Origin of the sequence: Pseudomonas sp. Irchel 3F3 (genome assembly GCF_900187545.1) — a bacterium.
Classification (GTDB): Bacteria; Pseudomonadota; Gammaproteobacteria; order Pseudomonadales; family Pseudomonadaceae; genus Aquipseudomonas; species Aquipseudomonas fortuita.
Map to the genome: position 1 here is coordinate 219,872 of NZ_FYDS01000006.1, position 15,311 is coordinate 235,182.

The 15,311-nt window shown below is 63.5% G+C and carries 11 protein-coding genes; 5 read left to right on the forward strand and 6 right to left on the reverse strand.

All coding sequences use genetic code 11. The features are described from left to right. Positions 1 to 206: 206 nt before the first annotated feature. A complete protein-coding gene (locus tag CKW35_RS14710) occupies positions 207 to 527 on the reverse strand; it encodes a hypothetical protein (protein WP_016489790.1) in 321 nt (106 codons plus the stop codon). Positions 528 to 643: 116 nt separating this feature from the next. Then, positions 644 to 1,273: an isochorismate family cysteine hydrolase YcaC gene (ycaC, locus tag CKW35_RS14715; protein ID WP_016489791.1), complete on the reverse strand. Its 630-nt coding sequence runs from the start codon at positions 1,271 to 1,273 to the stop codon at positions 644 to 646. A 320-nt stretch (positions 1,274 to 1,593) separates the two neighbouring features. On the opposite strand from ycaC, the gene CKW35_RS14720 reads away from it, so the two are divergent. Then, on the forward strand, positions 1,594 to 3,021 hold the full coding sequence (locus CKW35_RS14720) for a mechanosensitive ion channel family protein (RefSeq protein WP_016489792.1): 1,428 nt from the start codon (positions 1,594 to 1,596) through the stop codon (positions 3,019 to 3,021). A 108-nt stretch (positions 3,022 to 3,129) separates the two neighbouring features. Here CKW35_RS14720 and CKW35_RS14725 read toward each other — a convergent pair whose 3' ends face one another. Beyond that, complete coding sequence (locus CKW35_RS14725) at positions 3,130 to 4,416, reverse strand: FAD-binding oxidoreductase (RefSeq protein WP_023047191.1); 1,287 nt, start codon at positions 4,414 to 4,416, stop codon at positions 3,130 to 3,132. A 162-nt stretch (positions 4,417 to 4,578) separates the two neighbouring features. Then, a complete protein-coding gene (locus CKW35_RS14730; protein ID WP_016489794.1) occupies positions 4,579 to 6,069 on the reverse strand; it encodes an aldehyde dehydrogenase family protein in 1,491 nt (496 codons plus the stop codon). A gap of 135 nt (positions 6,070 to 6,204) precedes the next feature. Here CKW35_RS14730 and CKW35_RS14735 point away from each other — a divergent pair, with 135 nt between their 5' ends. Together CKW35_RS14735 and CKW35_RS14740 are read left to right on the forward strand one after the other, a co-directional pair. Next, on the forward strand, positions 6,205 to 7,095 hold the full coding sequence (locus CKW35_RS14735; RefSeq protein ID WP_016489795.1) for a LysR family transcriptional regulator: 891 nt from the start codon (positions 6,205 to 6,207) through the stop codon (positions 7,093 to 7,095). A 226-nt stretch (positions 7,096 to 7,321) separates the two neighbouring features. Then, positions 7,322 to 8,716 (forward strand): VOC family protein, encoded by a 1,395-nt coding sequence (locus CKW35_RS14740; RefSeq protein WP_023047189.1) that lies wholly within the window; start codon positions 7,322 to 7,324, stop codon positions 8,714 to 8,716. 52 nt (positions 8,717 to 8,768) lie between these two features. On the opposite strand, the gene CKW35_RS14745 is transcribed toward CKW35_RS14740, so the two are convergent. Beyond that, positions 8,769 to 9,695, reverse strand: coding sequence for a LysR substrate-binding domain-containing protein (locus tag CKW35_RS14745; RefSeq protein WP_016489797.1), 927 nt, complete (start codon positions 9,693 to 9,695; stop codon positions 8,769 to 8,771). A 154-nt stretch (positions 9,696 to 9,849) separates the two neighbouring features. Here CKW35_RS14745 and CKW35_RS14750 point away from each other — a divergent pair, with 154 nt between their 5' ends. Next, complete coding sequence (locus tag CKW35_RS14750; RefSeq protein WP_016489798.1) at positions 9,850 to 11,238, forward strand: NorM family multidrug efflux MATE transporter; 1,389 nt, start codon at positions 9,850 to 9,852, stop codon at positions 11,236 to 11,238. Between the two features lie 81 nt (positions 11,239 to 11,319). Here CKW35_RS14750 and CKW35_RS14755 read toward each other — a convergent pair whose 3' ends face one another. Then, on the reverse strand, positions 11,320 to 12,987 hold the full coding sequence (locus CKW35_RS14755) for a bifunctional diguanylate cyclase/phosphodiesterase (protein WP_095116227.1): 1,668 nt from the start codon (positions 12,985 to 12,987) through the stop codon (positions 11,320 to 11,322). Positions 12,988 to 13,281: 294 nt separating this feature from the next. Here CKW35_RS14755 and rep point away from each other — a divergent pair, with 294 nt between their 5' ends. Continuing rightward, complete coding sequence (rep, locus tag CKW35_RS14760) at positions 13,282 to 15,291, forward strand: DNA helicase Rep (protein ID WP_095116228.1); 2,010 nt, start codon at positions 13,282 to 13,284, stop codon at positions 15,289 to 15,291. Positions 15,292 to 15,311 lie beyond the last annotated feature (20 nt).

A 15,311-nucleotide genomic window follows, 5' to 3' on the forward strand; every position in this document is an offset into this window, starting at 1 on the left:
GCCGGCGAAGGGCAATGCGGACCAGAGCGCGCCGGCCGCACCGAGCACGGTGCTGGTAGCGAGGAACTGGCGACGGGTCTTGTCGTTGCGGTCCTGGGACATAGGCTTCTCCGACTGGGGCCGGCAGGGCGACTGCGAAGCATGCCGGTTGACGCAAGGTCAGGGCTTGGCTGGATGTGCGGTGGGTTGAAGAAGGTTAGCCGTGTTCAAACCTTTTGCTGCCCGCGCAGCCAGTTGGCGCAGCGGCGGGTTACCCAAGGCATGATGTAGAACACCACGGGCAGGATGACGAACAGGTTGACGATCAGGTTGCCGGTGATCGGGCCGCCCAGCTGCGGGAAGCGTGCGAACAGCGGCGCTAGCAGCTGCGGAATGATCATGGTCATGGGGCAGATCACCAGGTAGGTCAGCAACGCCTGCTTCCAGCGTGGCGGTTGGGCCGGCGTGGAGTTCGTCGGGCTAGCGAGAACCTGGTGTTGCAGGCATACGGTCACCACTTCGCGGTTGTGTTGGAGTGCGGTGTTCATCGGCGTTCCTTGAGATGAGCGTGCCCGCATTCACTGTGCAACGGCGAACGGGCGGTGGATTGGATGGGTGTGCTGCCCTTGGCGGGCACCGACTGGCGGTGCCCGGGGCGGTCGGCTTACTTGCCGGCGTTGAAGGCGTTGTAGCTGGTCATCAGGTTGCGGTAGTCCGGGATGTGGTTGGAGCACAGCGCGGCCAGGCCTTCGACGTCGTTGCGCCAGTCGCGGTGCAGCTCACACGCCACGCCGAACCAGGTCATCAGTTGCGCACCGGCCTGGCTCATGCGGTTGTGGGCGGCGTCGCGGGTCATGGCGTTGAAGGTGCCGGAGGCGTCGGTCACCACGAACACATCGAACTCTTCTTCCAGGGCCGCCAGGGCCGGGAAGGCCACACACACTTCTGTCACGACGCCGGCGATGATCAGCTGCTTCTTACCGGTGGCCTTTACCGCCCTGACGAAATCTTCGTTGTCCCAGGCGTTGATCTGGCCTGGGCGGGCGATGTACGGGGCGTCCGGGAACAGGGCTTTCAGCTCTGGCACCAGCGGGCCGTTGGGGCCTTGCTCGAAGCTGGTGGTGAGGATGGTCGGCAGGTTGAAGAACTTGGCCAGGTCAGCCAGCGCCAGCACATTGTTCTTGAACGCGTCTGGTTCGATGTCACGGACCAGGGACAGCAGGCCAGCCTGGTGATCGACCAGCAGTACGGCGGCGTCGTCTTTGTTCAGGCGGTTGTATTTGAAGTTGGTCATGGTCGTTGCTCCTAAGGGTTTCTGTTTTCAGTAAGTTGGGTGTTTCGCGTTGATGGGAGAAGATTAAAACCATCACCTTTGGAGCGGTAGATAGTGGTTTTTGGCTTTAGCGTTCTGTTTTATGAACGATAGATTGGCGTTTTATTTGCTGGCCTCTTCGCGGGTAAACCCGCTCCCACAGGGATCGCGCATCCTGCAAGTCATGCGCAGCCCCTGTGGGAGCGGGTTTACCCGCGAAGAGGCCGGTGCAGGCCCCATTGCCTGCAGCAGCAACCTGCTCTATTACTACCCACAGCCCTACCCTCACCCCCGAGACCACCATGCTGGCGTTCATCCAGTCCTTCCCGTTGTTGCTCGGTACTGCCCTGATCTTGCTCGACCTCATGCTCTGGCAAGTCATCCCCATGCAGCGCCGTGCCTGGCGCATTGGCACGCGGCTGGTGATATTCCTGCTATTCAGCTCGGTGCTGGTGGCTGCCGGCATGAGCCCGCTGCAACCGCCACCCTGGCCCGACGATGTCTCGCGCAACCTCATGGCCACGGTACTGGCCATCGGCTGGTGGCTGTTTGGTGCGCGCACGGTCACGGTGGTGTTCGGCCAGCTGCTGGTCGCCCGTGGCAGCCATGGCGGCCGGTTGCTGCAGGATGTGCTGGGGGCTTTGATCTTTCTGGCCGCCGTCGTGGCTGCCGCGGGCTATGTGATGCAGCTGCCGGTGAAGGGCTTGCTGGCCACGTCCGGGGTGATGGCCATCGTCATCGGTCTGGCGCTGCAGAGCACCCTGGCCGACGTATTCAGCGGCATCGTGCTGAACACCACGCGGCCCTATCAGATTGGCGATTCAATCTCCATCGACGGTACCGAAGGCAAGGTGCTGGACATCGACTGGCGCGCCACGCGCTTGCTGACCGGCAGCGGCAGCCTGGCGGTGATCCCCAACTCGGTCGCGGCCAAGGCGCGGCTGCTCAACCACAGCCGCCCGGCCGATGTGCATGGGGTGTCGATCAGCGTGGTGGTACCGGCCAAGGTGCGGCCCAAGCGGGTATTCGATGCGCTGGAAAAGGCCCTGCAGGGCGTCAGTGCCATTCTTGCGACCCCAAAGCCGAAGGTGACGGTGAAGGCCTCGACGCTGGAGTCCGTGGAGTACGAGGCCAGCGGCTTCGTGGCCGACGCGGGCACCAAGGGCGACGCACGCAATCAGCTGTTCGACCTTGCCCACCGGCACCTGGAGGCCAGCGGGGTGATGTGGAACGTGGACCTGGCCCTGCCGCCGCGCAGCCGCCAGCGCGAGGTGCTGGACGAAGTGCGGGTGTTCCGCTCGCTAAGCGATGAGGAGCGCGACGCGCTGAGCCAGCGCATGACGGCGGTGGAGTACCTGGCGGACCAGGTGATACTGGGGGTTGGCGAGCTTTCCGAGCATTTGCTGGTGATTGGCAGCGGTGTGGTTTCGGCGTCGGTGCGCGAGGGCGACAAGCGGATCGAAGCCGGGCGCATGGGGCCGGGAGAGGTGCTGGGAATCGAGGGCATCATTGATGAGGATGACTCGTTCGCCGAGTTCCGCACGCTGACCAGTTGCGTGCTGTACCGCATCGAAAAGGAACAGGTGAAGAGCTGTTTGCAGCAGCGTGGTGAAGTGCAGACGGCGTTGAGCAAGTTGCAGCGGTTCCGGCGGCAGAGCCGGGAATCGTTGTTGCTGCAAAAGCCGGCCCTGATCAAGAAAGGCGGCTTCCTCAGCTGGCTGCACAAGTAAGCCTGCGCCGGCCTCTTCGCGGGCATGCCCGCTCCCACAAGAACCCCACAGGTCTCAGCATCTGCGCGATTCCTGTGGGAGCGGGCGTGCCCGCGAAGAGGCCAGTACTTACAACACAACCCTCAGGCACTGCCCCGCGTGGTACAGCGAGAAGCCGGATTCGTAGAACGCAGTCCGCAGCGAAGGCGCACTCACGCCGCTCATGGGCGAGAACGGAATCGGCAGGCTGTCCGCGTCACCCTTGAGCAGAAACTCGGCAAAGGCACGGCCGATCACGGTACCTGTGGTGTTGCCCCGCCCGTTGTAACCCGTAACCGCCACCAACCCCGGCGCAGGCTCGAACAGGCGCATCAGGTGGTCGGGGGTAAAGTCGATACAGCCGGTCCAGTGCATTTCCCACTCGACCTTGCCCAGCTCCGGGTAGTAGTGGCTCTGGATACGGTCCGCCCAGCTGCGCACAAACCACGACGGCTTGTTGTCGACCCGGCCCAGGCTGCCGAGCAGCAGGCGGCCCTGATCGTCGCGGCGGATGCTGCTGAGCACGGTACGGGTGTCCCACGAGCCTTGGCCGTGTGGCAGCACTTTATCGGCTGCGGCGCCCTGCAGCGGCTTGGACGCCACCTGATAGTAGTAACCGCGGAAGAACTGCTTTTGCAGGTTGCTCCAGTCGCCTTCGGTGTAGGCGCCCGTGGAAATCACAACCTTGTCGGCGCGCACCGAGCCACGCGCAGTCTTCACCCGCCAGCCATCGCCATCACGCTCCAGGCCTTCAACCGAAGACTGCTGGAACAGCTTGCCACCCAGGCGCGCCACGGCAGCCGCCAGGCCCTGGGTGTAACCCATGGGGTTGATGGTGCCGGCGCGGCGGTCGAGCAGCGCGGCGGAAATCTTGTTGGTACCGCAGTATTCCTGGCATTGGGCGCCGGTCAGCAGCTCCACGTCGGCACCGCGGCGGCGCCATTGTTCGTGGCGGGCTTCGAGGTCGGCAATGCCGGTGGCGTTGTGCGCCATGTGCAGCGTGCCTTTGTGCTGGGCCTGACAGTCGATGCCCAGACGCTCGATCATGGCGAACACTTCGCCAGGGGCTTCGCCGAGCACCTTGTTCAGGCGGCTGCCCTGCTTCTGGCCGAGGGTGGCCTCGACGTCGTCGGGGCGGATCCAGGTGCCGGCGTTGACCAGGCCGACGTTGCGCCCGGAACCACCGTGGCCAATCTTCCAGGCCTCCAGCAGGATCACCGACTTGCCCTGTTCGAGCAGATGGATGGCCGCCGACAGGCCGGTAATGCCGCCGCCGATCACGCAGACATCAGCCTTGTGCTCACCGGCCAGGGCCTGGGCGGCAACGGTCGGTTTGCTGACGTGTTCCCACAAGCATTGTTGACGCAGTTCGGACATGGCCCGGCTCCAGCAGTGTTGTTCTTATAGCGTTGGGGCGGCGCTGCCGCCCATTCGCGGGACAAGCCCGCTCCCACAATGATCAGTGCCACCTGCACGATCCCTGTGGGAGCGGGCTTGCCCCGCGAACCGGGGGCTATGCCCCCGGCCTTGCAGCATGGATTAGTCGAACACGATACCCTGCGCCAGCGGCAGCTCGCGCGAGTAGTTCACGGTGTTGGTCTGGCGACGCATGTAGCCTTTCCACGCATCCGAACCCGACTCACGACCACCGCCGGTTTCCTTCTCGCCACCAAACGCACCGCCGATCTCGGCACCGCTGGTGCCGATGTTGACGTTGGCGATACCACAGTCGCTGCCCGAAGCACTCTGGAAGCGCTCCGCCTCACGGATGTCGGTCGTGAAGATGCACGACGACAGGCCTTGTGGCACTTCGTTGTTCAGGCGCAGGGCCTCTTCGAAGTCGTCGTAAGCCAGCACGTAAAGAATCGGGGCGAACGTTTCGTGGCGCACCACGTCGCTCTGCGCCGGCATTTCGGCGATGGCAGGCGATACGTAGTAGGCGTTCGGGTACTGGTCGGCCAGCTGACGCTCGCCACCAAACACCTGGCCACCTTCGTCGCGGGCCTTGGCCAGCGCACCCTGCATGGCGTCGAACGACAGCTTGTCGATCAGCGGGCCCACCAGGTTGTCTTTGCGTGGGTCGCCAATACGCACTTTGCCGTAGGCGGCTTTGACGCGGGCAACCACTTCGTCCTTGATCGAGCGGTGCACGATCAGGCGGCGCAGGGTGGTGCAACGCTGGCCGGCGGTGCCCACCGCCGAGAACAGGATGCCCCGCACGGCCAGGTCCAGGTCGGCGCTCGGCGCCAGGATCATGGCGTTGTTGCCACCCAGCTCGAGGATGCTACGGCCGAATCGGGCAGCTACACGTGGGCCGACTTCGCGCCCCATGCGGGTGCTGCCGGTGGCGCTGACCAGCGGTACGCGCGGGTCATCGACCATGGCTTCGCCAGCTTCACGGCCGCCGATCACCAGTTGTGCCAGGCCAGCCGGGGCATCGCCGAAGGCTTTCAGGGCTTTGTCGAACAGCGCCTGGCAAGCCAGAGCAGTCAGCGGGGTCTTTTCAGACGGTTTCCACACCACCGAGTTACCGGCCACCAAGGCCAGGGCGGTGTTCCAGGCCCATACGGCAACCGGGAAGTTGAAGGCGCTGATGACGCCAACCACGCCCAGCGGGTGCCAGGTTTCACGCATGTGGTGGCCCGGGCGCTCGGAGGCGATGGTCAGGCCGTACAGCTGGCGCGACAGGCCCACGGCGAAGTCGCAGATGTCGATCATTTCCTGCACTTCGCCCAGGCCTTCCTGGGTGATCTTGCCGGCTTCGATCGAGACCAGCTCGCCAAGGTCGGCCTTGTGCTCACGCAGCACTTCGCCAAACAGGCGCACCAGTTCACCACGGCGCGGGGCTGGCACAGTGCGCCAGGCCTCGAAGGCGCTCTGGGCCTGATCGATGCGGGCGATGGTCTCGGCCTTGCCAAGCAGTTTCACCGAGGCGATCTGGCTGCCGTCGATCGGCGTGTGAACAGGGTAGTCGCCCTGGGTGTAAGCCTCGGCGGCAACGCCAAGGCGCTCGAGCAATCCAGCAACCATTGTGTTTCTCCTACATCGGGTGATGGGGTGGAAAAATGATGTGGATCAGTATTAATCCGATCACATAGGTACAACAAACGACCTTTATTCCGCATATCATTCCGTCAGGTAATGATTTGAGCCGCAGAGACCACTATGTCCAAACGCCTGGTGCCTTCCATGACCGCCCTGCAGTGCTTTGAAGCTGCAGCCCGTCATTTGAGCTTTACCCGTGCCGCCGAAGAACTGCACCTGACCCAGAGCGCCGTCAGCAAGCAGGTAGCGCAACTTGAAGACATGCTGCGCCATCACCTGTTCCTGCGCATCCGCCGGCGCCTGCAACTGACCCCGGCCGGCAGCCTGTACCTGGCCGAGGTCAACAAGATCCTCACCCAGGTGGACATGTCCAGCCGCTACGTGCTCACTTACGGCGAGCAGACCGAGATATTGAAAGTAGCCACTCAACCGAGTTTTGGCGTGCGCTGGTTGATCCCGCACCTCAAGGGTTTTGGCAAACGCCACACCAACATCCACCTGGACATCCGCAACGAGATGGAGCCGTTCGCCCTGCTGCAGGGCTCGGCAGACGTGGTGTTCTTCTATGGCCAGGGCACCTGGCCTGGTGCCACCTGCGTGGAGCTGTTCCGCGAAGAGGTGGTGCCGGTGTGCGCGCCGGAGCTGCTGGCCGGGCGCACGCTGGGCGATGCTGCAGAACTGGCCGACCTGGTGCTGCTGCAAAGCACCTCACGGCCCGAGGCCTGGCATGAGTGGTTCCTGGAGCTGGGTTTGCAAAGCGTCAGCGCCTACCACGGGCCACGCTTCGATACGTTCTATATGGCCTTGAGCGCGGCGCAGGCGGGGTGCGGGGTGGCGTTGGTGCCGCGTTACCTGGCGGCGAAGGAGTTGGCCGAGGGTAGCCTGGTGGTGCCGTGGAACCATGCGATGCGCAGTGCCGGGGCGCATTACCTGGCGTATGCCGAGCATGCGGCGGAGGTGCCCAAGGTGCGGGCGCTGGTGGAATGGATTCAGGAGCAACTTCAGGCTTGAGATTGCCGGGGCAGCGTTGCGGCCCATTCGCGGCACAAGGCCACGCCTACAAACAGCACGCGGTCCCCTGTAGGAGCGGCCTTGTGCCGCGAATGGGCTGCAAAGCAGCCCCAATGGCCCTGAAGGTCGATCAAAAAAGGAATGACACACTCACTTTTTTTCGCTTGTGAGCCAAGTGCATTCCCAGCTTTCATGTAAGCGTCCGAACCCAACCAGGAAGCTAGCGATGCCCGCCCACGATTTCGTCAGCCCAGACAGCATTCGCGCGCAGTTCTCTGCCGCCATGTCGCTCATGTACAAACAGGAAGTGCCGTTGTACGGCACGCTGCTGGAGCTGGTGAGCGAAATCAACCAGCAGGTCATGGCCCAGCAACCCGAGGTTGCCCAGGCCCTGCGCTGGACCGGCGAAATCGAGCGCCTGGACCACGAGCGCCACGGCGCCATCCGCGTCGGCACCGCCGAAGAACTGGCCACCATCGCCCGCCTGTTTGCCGTCATGGGCATGCAGCCGGTCGGCTACTACGACCTCAGCTCCGCCGGTGTGCCGGTGCACTCCACCGCCTTCCGCGCGGTACACGAGCAGTCGCTGCACGTCAGCCCGTTCCGTGTGTTCACCTCGCTGCTGCGCCTGGAGCTGATCGACAACCCGCAGCTGCGTGAGCTGGCACAGAGCATCTTGGCCAAGCGCCAGATCTTCACCCCCCGCGCCCTCGAACTGATCGCCAAGTGCGAGCGCGATGGCGGCCTGAACGCAGCCGATGCCGAAGCGTTCGTGCAAGAAGCGCTACACACCTTCCGCTGGCACCATGACGCCACCGTCACCGCCGAGCAGTACCAGCAACTGCACGACCAGCACCGCCTGATTGCCGATGTGGTGGCCTTCAAGGGCCCGCACATCAACCACTTGACCCCACGCACCCTGGACATCGATGCGATCCAGCTCGGCATGCCGGCCAAGGGCATCCCGCCGAAAGCCGTGGTCGAAGGCCCGCCCACCCGCCGCCACCCGATCCTGCTGCGCCAGACCAGCTTCAAGGCCTTGCAGGAAAAGGTCGCGTTCAGCGACCAGCAGGGGAGCGAAGGCAGCCACACCGCGCGCTTTGGCGAAATCGAGCAACGCGGTGCAGCCCTGACGCCGAAAGGTCGCCAGCTGTACGACAAGCTGCTCGACGCCACCCGCGCCGCCCTGGGTGGCGCACCGGCCGAAGCCAATGCCGAGCGCTACATGGCCTTGCTCAAAGATACCTTTGCCGAGTTCCCGGATGACCTGGCGCAGATGCGTGAACAAGGCCTGGCGTACTTCCGCTACTTTGCCACCGAGAAAGGCCTGGCTGCGCGTGACCAGGAAGGCCGCCCAACCACCCTGCAGGGGCTGATCGATGCTGGCCATGTGCATTTCGAGGCATTGGTGTACGAGGACTTCCTGCCGGTGAGCGCAGCGGGGATCTTCCAGTCCAACCTGGGCGACGATGCGCAGGCCGAGTACGGCAGCAATGCCAACCGGGATGCATTCGAAGCCGCGCTGGGGCTGCCGGTGCAGGATGAGCTGGCACTGTATGCGCAGAGCGAGCGCCGCTCGCTGCAGGCTTGCGCACAAGCGTTGAACCTGGGCTCGATGTAAAACCGTCTCGGCCTCTTCGCGGGCGAGCCCGCGAAGAGGCCGGTACAGGCGATCAGAGAGGCGGCAGGATTTCCACATCCGGTAGGTCCATCGCCGCCACCTCGTCTGCCAGAAAGTCACTCAAGCGCCGCAACCGCTCGCCACCCGGCCGGGTGCGCGGCCATACCAGGTAGTAGTCCATCCCACTGGGCACTGCTGTCGGCCAAGGCAGGCTCAACCGCCCCTGCGCCACATCTTCGGCCACCATCAGCAAATCACCCATGGAAATCCCGTAGCCCCGCGCTGCGGCAATCATGCCCAGCTCCAGGGTGTCGAACACCTGCCCGCCCTTGAGCGAAACCTTGTCGCCAAGCCCCATGCGCTCCAGCCATTCCCGCCAGTCACGCTTGTCCACCGTGGGGTGCAGCAGTTCGATAGAGGCCAGCCGGCACACGTCCCAGGGTTCTTCGTCGAGCAGGTCGGGCGCGCCGACCGGGATCAGCAACTCTGGAAACAGCTTGCGCACCTCCCACTCCGCCGGGAACACGCCATCACTGAGCAGCACCGCACAATCGAATGGCTCCTGGTTGAAGTCCACGTGGTCGACGTCCATCCAGGCGCTGGTCAGCTGCACTTCGTTACCCGGTTGCAAGTGCCGGAACCGGCTCAGGCACGCCAGCAACCAGCGCATGGTCAATGTCGATGGGGCTTTCATGCGCAGGATGTCATCTTCACCGCGCAAATTATCGCAGGCCCGCTCCAGCGCCGCGAAGCCTTCGCGCACCCCCGGCAACAGCACCCGCGCCGCTTCGGTCAATTGCAGGCTGCGGCCGCTGCGCACGAACAGGCGACAGGCAAAGTGCTCTTCCAGCGTGCGGACATGCCGGCTGACAGCACTTTGGGTAATCGACAATTCTTCGCCGGCACGGGTGAAGGAGCAATGCCGCGCGGCAGCTTCGAATGCGCGCAGGGCATACAACGGAGGGAGCTGTCGGGACATGAGGCACCTGCCATACCGGGCTGTGAAACTAATCATCAATAAGCATATATACATGAGTCAGACTCATGCCAATGATCGCTTTTATCCTTTTGTACAAAGTTGACCAAAGCCTCAGAATCGCCCTTTGTTGTTTTCCCAGGAAAGGACCGCCCCCATGCATGTCGCGCCCACCACAGAACTCAAGGCTTTGCTGCGCCTGGCCGGGCCGCTGATCGCCTCGCAGTTGGCGCATATGCTGATGGTGCTGACCGATACCCTGATGATGGCCCGTATCAGCCCACAGGCACTGGCCGGTGGCGGCCTGGGTGCGGCCAGCTACTCGTTCGTGTCGATCTTTTGCCTGGGCGTGATCGCTGCGGTCGGCACCTTGGTGGCGATCCGCAAGGGCGCCAACGACATCGAAGGTGCCACCCGCCTGGCACAGAACGGCGTGTGGCTGGCCTGGGGCCTGGCGCTGATCGCCGCGCTGGCCCTGTGGAACCTCGAGCCAGTACTGCTGCTGTTCGGGCAACAGCCCGAAAACGTTGCCTCGGCCGCCGAATTCCTCACCCTGCTGCCACTGGCGCTGCCCAGCTACCTGACCTTCATGGCCTTGCGTGGCTTTACCAGCGCGCTGGGCCGCTCGACCCCGGTGATGGTGATCAGCGTGGTCGGCACGGTGCTCAACTACCTGTTCAACGTGGCGTTGATCGAAGGCATGTTCGGCCTGCCAAAACTGGGCCTGATGGGCATCGGCCTGGTCACCGCAGTGGTATCGCTGGGCATGGCCATCGCCCTGGCGCTGTACATCCGCTGGCATTCGGCCTATGCCGCCTACCCGCTACGCAAAGGCCTGTCGCGCCCGTCGCTGCCGGCCCTGCGCGAGCTGTGGCGGCTGGGCTTGCCGATTGGCGGCACCTACATGGTGGAAGTGGGCCTGTTCGCCTTCGCTGCGCTGTGCATGGGTGTGCTGGGCAGCACCGAACTGGCGGCGCACCAGATCGCCCTGCAGATCGTGTCCACCGCGTTCATGGTGCCGACGGGCTTGTCCTATGCGGTGACGATGCGCGTGGGCTTGTACTACGGCGCTGGCAACCTGCTGGCGGCGCGCAGCGCCGGGCGCGTGGGCATCGGCTTTGGGGCAATGATCATGTTTGCCTTCGCCGCACTGTTCCTGCTGCTGCCCGAAGCGCTGGTAGGACTGTTTATCGACCGCAATGATCCGGCCTTTGCCGCGATCTTCCGGGTGGCTGTGCAGTTATTGATGGTGGCGGCATGGTTCGAACTGTTCGACGGCATGCAGACGATTGCCATGGGTTCGATCCGTGGGCTGAAAGATGCCAAGACCACCTTCCTGATCGGGCTGGTGTGCTACTGGCTGGTGGGTGCGCCGAGCGCCTGGTTGTTCACCTTTACCCTGGGCGGTGGCGCCGTGGGGATCTGGTGGGGGCTGGCGCTGGGCCTGGCATGTGCGGCAGTGGCGCTGACATTTGGCTTTGAGTGGCGAATGAAACGGTTATTGGGGAAGGCGCAAGCGCGTGCAGAGGCTGCTGCTTCGGCCTGACTTCGGGGCCTCTTCGCGGGCACGCCCGCTCCCACAGGATTGCGTGGTCCCTGTGGAAGCGGGCGTGCCCGCGAAAGGGCCCTAAGGGACAACATTCAGCTGACGGCCAGGCACCTTCAGCAAAAAATCGATCAGCTCCCCGACCGGCAGCGGCTTGCTGACCAAAAAGCCCTGCACCTGGTCACAGCCAAACCCGCGCAACAAGGCCAGCTGCTCTTCACTCTCCACCCCTTCGGCCACCACCTCGAGGTTGAGGTTGTGCGCCAGGTTGATCATGGCGTGCACCAGCTTGCGGTTCTCCTCGCGCATTTCCATTTCTGCAACAAAGCTGCGGTCCACCTTGAGCAAGGTGATCGGCAGGCTGTTGAGGTGCACGAACGAAGAAAACCCGGTGCCGAAATCGTCTAGGGAGAAGCGCACGCCCAGGCGGCCGAGGGCGTCCATGGTCTGGCGCACCAGCTCGTTGCGGCGCATCACCGCCGTTTCGGTCAGTTCGAACTCCAGCCAGCGCGCGTCCACCCCATGCTCAAGGATCAGCCGACTCAGGGTGGCCAGCAGCTGGCTGTCCTGGAACTGACGGAAACTCAGGTTTACCGCCATGTGCAACGGCTCCAGACCGCGCTCGCACAGCGCCTGCATGTCGCGCAAGGCGCGGGAGATGACCCAGTAGCCCAACGGCACGATCAGGCCGCTCTGCTCGGCCAGGGGCACGAACTCGCTGGGCGGTAACAGCCCGCGTTCGGCATGGCGCCAGCGCACCAGCGCCTCCAGGCCGACGATGCGCCCATCGGCCAGGTCGAGCCGCGGCTGATAGTGCAGCTCCAGCTCGTCACGGCGCAGCGCGCGGCGCAGTTCGCTTTCCAGGTCGGCAAGGCTGCGGGCGTTGCGATTGATGCGCTCGTTGAACACATGGAAGGTACAGCCCTGGCTGCCCTTGGCCTGGCGCATGGCAATGTGCGCATGCCACATCAGCGGGTCGGCGCCGCTCTGCGCGCGGGCATGGGCCAAGCCCAGGCTGCACCCCAGCAGCAGGCTTTCGCCGTCGATCCAGTAGGGTTCGGCCAAGGCCTCTATGATGCGTTCGGCGATCCATTCGGCGCGGTTGGCGTCGCGTCGGGTGTCGATCAGCAAGGCAAACTCGTCGCTGCCCAGGCGCGCCAGCTGGTCGCCAGCCTCCAGCTGGTTTTGCAGCCGCGCCACCACTTGCAGAATCAGGCGGTCACCGCTCTGGTGGCCGAGCGCATCGTTGACGTGGCGGAAGTTGTCCAGGTCCAGGTGGCCCAAGGCAATGCCACGGCCATCGTTTTCGGCCAGCCGCGCGGTCAGCAAGGCCTGAAAGCCCTGGCGGTTGGCGATGCCGGTCAATGGGTCCTGTTCGGCCAGGCGCTGCAAGGTGGCCACCAGCACTCCACGTTCGCGCACATGGCGCAGCGAGCGGCGCAGGGCGTCGGCATTGAGCTGGTCGCGTACCAGCCAGTCGCTGACCGCGCCGGGCGCCACCTCAGGCTCGTGATCGAGCAGCAGGATGGTCGGTAGCTCGCAGCGCCCAGGTGCCGGCTGCAGGGCTGGGGTTGCCAGCACCACGGCCTGGCGATCATGGCTGAACAGGCTATCCACCGCGTCCCAGTCAGGCGCGGTCAGCAGCACTGCACTGCCGTTCAGGGCAGGCATGCATGCGTGCAACAAGGCGGCCCATTGCGGCTCATCAGCCAACAGCAGCAAACGCAAAGGTTCGACAGGCGTGGACAAGCGGGCTCCTTAGGACTTCACGGTGCAACGATATCAGCCATTATGCTACTGCATTAATGAAAATGATTTTCACTTTTATACATGCATTTGCGACCGTAGCATTCCGACGTATTTTGTCGTGCATCCTGCTCGAAACGAGGGGAAGCGGCAAATATGATTTTTTCCTCTAGTAGCATTAGCCGCACTAATAATGGGACAGACAAAAGTCTGACTCAGACGTCAGACGGTCGCGCCACAACCGCCCCATGCCTGTTAGAATGCGCGGCTATTTTCTGGCGACCCCCGGTTTCTAGCATGTCCCGACTCAATCCCCGGCAGCAGGAAGCCCGTGACTACGTCGGCGGCCCTCTTTTGGTGCTCGCCGGTGCAGGTTCGGGCAAGACCAGCGTGATCACGCGCAAGATTGCCCACCTCATCCAGAACTGCGGCATCCGTGCCCAGTACATCGTGGCGATGACCTTCACCAACAAGGCCGCACGCGAGATGAAGGAGCGGGTCGCTACGTTGCTGCGTCCGGGGGAAGGCCGTGGCCTGACGGTATGTACCTTCCATAACCTGGGCCTGAACATCATCCGCAAGGAGCACGAACGCCTTGGCTATAAGCCGGGCTTCTCGATCTTCGATGAGTCCGACATCAAGGCGTTGCTGTCGGACATCATGCAGAAGGAGTACTCCGGCGACGACGGCATCGACGAGATCAAGAACATGATCGGTGCCTGGAAGAACGACCTGGTGCTGCCGCCCGAGGCTTTGGAAAAGGCGCGCAACCCGCGCGAGCAGACGGCCGCCATCGTCTATACCCACTACCAGCGCACGCTCAAGGCGTTCAACGCGGTGGACTTCGACGACCTGATCCTGCAGCCGGTCAAGCTGTTCCAGGAGCACCCCGAGGTGCTCGAACGCTGGCAGAACCGGGTGCGCTACCTGCTGGTGGACGAATACCAGGACACCAACGCCAGCCAGTACCTGCTGGTGAAAATGCTGATCGGCATGCGCAACCAGTTCACCGTGGTGGGCGACGACGACCAGTCGATCTACGCCTGGCGCGGTGCGCGCCCCGAAAACCTGATGCTGCTCAAGGAGGACTACCCTTCCTTGAAAATCGTCATGCTCGAGCAGAACTACCGCTCCACCAGCCGCATCCTGCGCTGTGCCAACGTGCTGATCGCCAACAACCCGCACGCGTTCGAGAAGCAGTTGTGGAGCGAGATGGGCGTGGGCGACGAGATCCGCGTCATCCGCTGCAAGAACGAGGAAGCCGAGGCCGAACGCGTGGCCATGGAAATCCTCACCCTGCACCTGTGCACCAACCGCCCCTATAGCGACTTCGCCATCCTCTACCGTGGCAACTACCAGGCCAAGCTGATCGAACTGAAGCTGCAGCACCACCAGGTGCCATATCGCCTGTCGGGCGGCAACAGCTTCTTCGGCCGCCAGGAGGTCAAGGACCTGATGGCCTACCTGCGCCTGCTGGTGAACCCGGATGATGACAACGCCTACCTGCGGGTGATCAACGTACCGCGTCGCGAAATCGGCTCCACCACCTTGGAAAAGCTTGGCAACTATTCCACCGAGCGGGGCATTTCGATGTACGCCGCCAGCGAAGAGCTGGGCCTTGGCGAGCACCTGGACGCCCGCTACACCGAGCGTTTGCAGCGCTTCAAGCACTGGCTGGACGGGGTACGCCAAAAGGTTGCCCTGGAAGACCCGATCGCCGCGCTGCACGAGATGATCCGCGACATCGACTACGAGAACTGGATCCGCCAGCAGACCGCCAGCGACAAAGCGGCGGAGTTCCGTATCAGCAACGTCTGGTTCCTGGTCGAAGCGCTGAAAAACACCCTTGAGAAGGACGAAGAGGGTGACATGACCATCGAGGATGCCATCGGCAAGCTGGTGCTGCGCGACATGCTCGAGCGCCAGCAGGAAGAGGAAGAAAACGCCGAAGGTGTGCAGATGATGACCCTGCACGCCTCCAAGGGCCTGGAGTTCCCGTACGTGTTCATCATGGGCATGGAAGAGGAAATCCTCCCGCACCGCTCCAGCATCGAGGCCGACACCATCGAAGAGGAACGCCGCCTGGCCTACGTGGGCATCACCCGCGCGCGCCAGACCCTGGCCTTCACCTTCGCTGCCAAGCGCAAGCAGTACGGTGAGGTCATCGACTGCACGCCCAGCCGGTTCCTTGACGAACTGCCTCCGGACGACCTGGCCTGGGAGGGCCTGGACGATGCGCCGGTCGAGGTAAAGGCCGCACGCGGCAACAACGCCCTGGCCGATATCCGGGCAATGCTCAAACGCTGATCAACCATTACTCTTTAACT

Excerpts from the sequence above, each read along its gene's own strand:
- CKW35_RS14725 (WP_023047191.1), bottom strand. The coding sequence starts at position 4,416 with ATGTCCGAACTGCGTCAACAATGCTTGTGGGAACACGTCAGCAAACCG.
- CKW35_RS14720 (WP_016489792.1), top strand. The coding sequence starts at position 1,594 with ATGCTGGCGTTCATCCAGTCCTTCCCGTTGTTGCTCGGTACTGCCCTG.
- CKW35_RS14735 (WP_016489795.1), top strand. The coding sequence starts at position 6,205 with ATGTCCAAACGCCTGGTGCCTTCCATGACCGCCCTGCAGTGCTTTGAA.
- CKW35_RS14745 (WP_016489797.1), bottom strand. The coding sequence starts at position 9,695 with ATGTCCCGACAGCTCCCTCCGTTGTATGCCCTGCGCGCATTCGAAGCT.
- rep (WP_095116228.1), top strand. The coding sequence starts at position 13,282 with ATGTCCCGACTCAATCCCCGGCAGCAGGAAGCCCGTGACTACGTCGGC.
- CKW35_RS14740 (WP_023047189.1), top strand. The coding sequence starts at position 7,322 with ATGCCCGCCCACGATTTCGTCAGCCCAGACAGCATTCGCGCGCAGTTC.
- CKW35_RS14750 (WP_016489798.1), top strand. The coding sequence starts at position 9,850 with ATGCATGTCGCGCCCACCACAGAACTCAAGGCTTTGCTGCGCCTGGCC.
- ycaC (WP_016489791.1), bottom strand. The coding sequence starts at position 1,273 with ATGACCAACTTCAAATACAACCGCCTGAACAAAGACGACGCCGCCGTA.
- CKW35_RS14730 (WP_016489794.1), bottom strand. The coding sequence starts at position 6,069 with ATGGTTGCTGGATTGCTCGAGCGCCTTGGCGTTGCCGCCGAGGCTTAC.
- CKW35_RS14710 (WP_016489790.1), bottom strand. The coding sequence starts at position 527 with ATGAACACCGCACTCCAACACAACCGCGAAGTGGTGACCGTATGCCTG.